Origin of the sequence: Anaerotignum lactatifermentans (genome assembly GCF_014982935.1) — a bacterium.
Lineage (GTDB): Bacteria > Bacillota > Clostridia > Lachnospirales > Anaerotignaceae > Anaerotignum > Anaerotignum lactatifermentans.
Genome location: NZ_JADCKK010000120.1, coordinates 1 through 1,844, shown reverse-complemented (window position 1 = coordinate 1,844; position 1,844 = coordinate 1). Strand labels below are relative to the sequence as shown.

The following is a 1,844-nucleotide window of genomic DNA, read 5'->3' as shown; positions in this document are numbered from 1 at the left end:
TGACGGATGTGATTAATCCAAAAAGAGCCTCGCCAGACCAATTACTCCCTTATCATAAAAAAATAAGTGCAGAGGGTAAAGCACAAATGATATGCTTTATCTCTTACACTTATATGGTACTAAAAGAACATTGGATATGGGCAGGCATTTATGCGGACGAAGCCCAAAGCGGTACAAAATTGACCTATCGGGAGCAGTTCCTGCAAATGATACAGGACTGCAAACAGGGGAAGATCGATTTGATCCTCACAAAATCCATCACTCGCTTTGCCAGAAACACCGTAGACAGTATCAGTACCATTCGTATGCTGAAAGACATGGGTGTGGAAGTCTACTTCGAGAAAGAGAAAATCAGCACGTTTTCGGAAAAAAGCGAACAGTTGCTGACCATACTCAGTTCCATTGCCCAAAGTGAAGCGGAAAATATTTCTGCCAATAGCAAATGGGCGGTACAGCGTCGGTTTCAAAACGGCACTTATAAAATCTCAACACCTGCCTATGGCTACGAAAAAGGCGAGAATGGGGAATTGGTGATACAGCTGGAAGAAGCCAAAGTGGTACGCAGGATTTTCGAGGCGTATCTGGGGGGGGAAAGGCTGCTATACCATTGCCAAAGAATTGCAGGCAGAAGGCATCTCGACCATACGGAATAAGGGGAAATGGCATGAAGTTGTGGTGCAGGAGATCCTCTTAAATCCCGTCTACGAAGGGAATCTCATTTATCAAAAGACATACAGCACCTCTTGTCTGCCCTTTACACGAAAACATAATCATGGTACATATCCCAAATATCTGATTACCGAAAACCATCCGCCCATTATCACCAAGGAAGGAGCGGAAGCGGTGCGTCAGATTTATGAATACCGCAGCCAGTCAGCCAAAAATAAGGCGTCTTCCCTAAACCGATATGTATTCAGCGGTCGTATCCGCTGCGGCGTATGCGGAAACACCTTTCGCCGACAGAAAATTTATATGGGAAAGCCTTATGAAGCAGTCCAGTGGTGCTGTAAACAGCATTTGCAGGATATGACAAAGTGCGATCAGAAAGCTGTTCGGGAAGAGGTCATCCAAGAAGTCTTTGTGCATCTGTGGAATCGTCTGGCAGGAGCTTATGAAGAAATTTTTCTCCCCCTTCTGTCTGCCCTGAAAGCAGCGCCAGAGGACGGGCAAAAAGAACAGGAACAATGGAAAAACAGAATACAGGAAATCCAATGGCAGTGTCAGATGCTTCAGAAAGTTCTTTCGGAAGGGAGCATGGACGCTGCCATTTTTATCGAGAAGCGAAATGCACTGGAGCAGGAGCTGGAAACAGCCCGACGAAACCTGAGAAAATTGCAGGACAAAGGCATCTTTGAGGAAGAAATTGCCCAGACAGAATATCTGATGGCGGTCTTTCGGCTGCGTCCTAAGGTCATGGAAACACTTCAGGAAGAAGCCTTTACGCTGATCGTGGAGCAGGTGATGGTATATGAAAATCGCTTGGAGTTTCAATTAAAAAATGGGCTGATTTTAGCGGAAGTATATAGAAAGGAGCGTTGATGGATGCAAAGACATATCCCCTTGGGCTATTGCGTGGTGCAGGGAAAAGCGCAGATAGACCCGGAAACCAGTCAGGTGGTGCAAAACATTTATCAGGCTTATGACAATGGGGCATCCTGCAACGCCATCGCAAAAGACCTAACAGCAAAAGGCATCCTAACAGCAAACCAAAAAGCCATCTGGCATTGCTGTATGGTGGGAAAGATACTGGAAAACAAAAAATATCTGGGGGATGGTTTCTATCCCAAAATGATAGAGGAAGCATTGTTTCAGCGAGTCCAGAACCGGAGAAAGGAACGAGCGGA

Annotated in this window: 3 protein-coding genes; all 3 read left to right on the top strand. The window is 45.7% G+C overall.

The features are described 5' to 3' along the window. Positions 1 to 86: 86 nt before the first annotated feature. On the top strand, positions 87 to 653 hold the full coding sequence (locus INF29_RS14885) for a recombinase family protein (protein WP_243184191.1): 567 nt from the start codon (positions 87 to 89) through the stop codon (positions 651 to 653). After that, positions 619 to 1,539, top strand: coding sequence for a recombinase zinc beta ribbon domain-containing protein (locus tag INF29_RS14880; protein ID WP_243184190.1), 921 nt, complete (start codon positions 619 to 621; stop codon positions 1,537 to 1,539). Before INF29_RS14885 ends, INF29_RS14880 begins: the two co-directional genes overlap by 35 nt. Before the next feature lie 3 nt (positions 1,540 to 1,542). After that, positions 1,543 to 1,844, top strand: a 302-nt coding sequence (locus INF29_RS14110) for a recombinase family protein (protein ID WP_193487354.1), incomplete at its 3' end; no start/stop codon positions are given.

Excerpts from the sequence above, each read along its gene's own strand:
- INF29_RS14885 (WP_243184191.1), top strand. The coding sequence starts at position 87 with ATGATATGCTTTATCTCTTACACTTATATGGTACTAAAAGAACATTGG.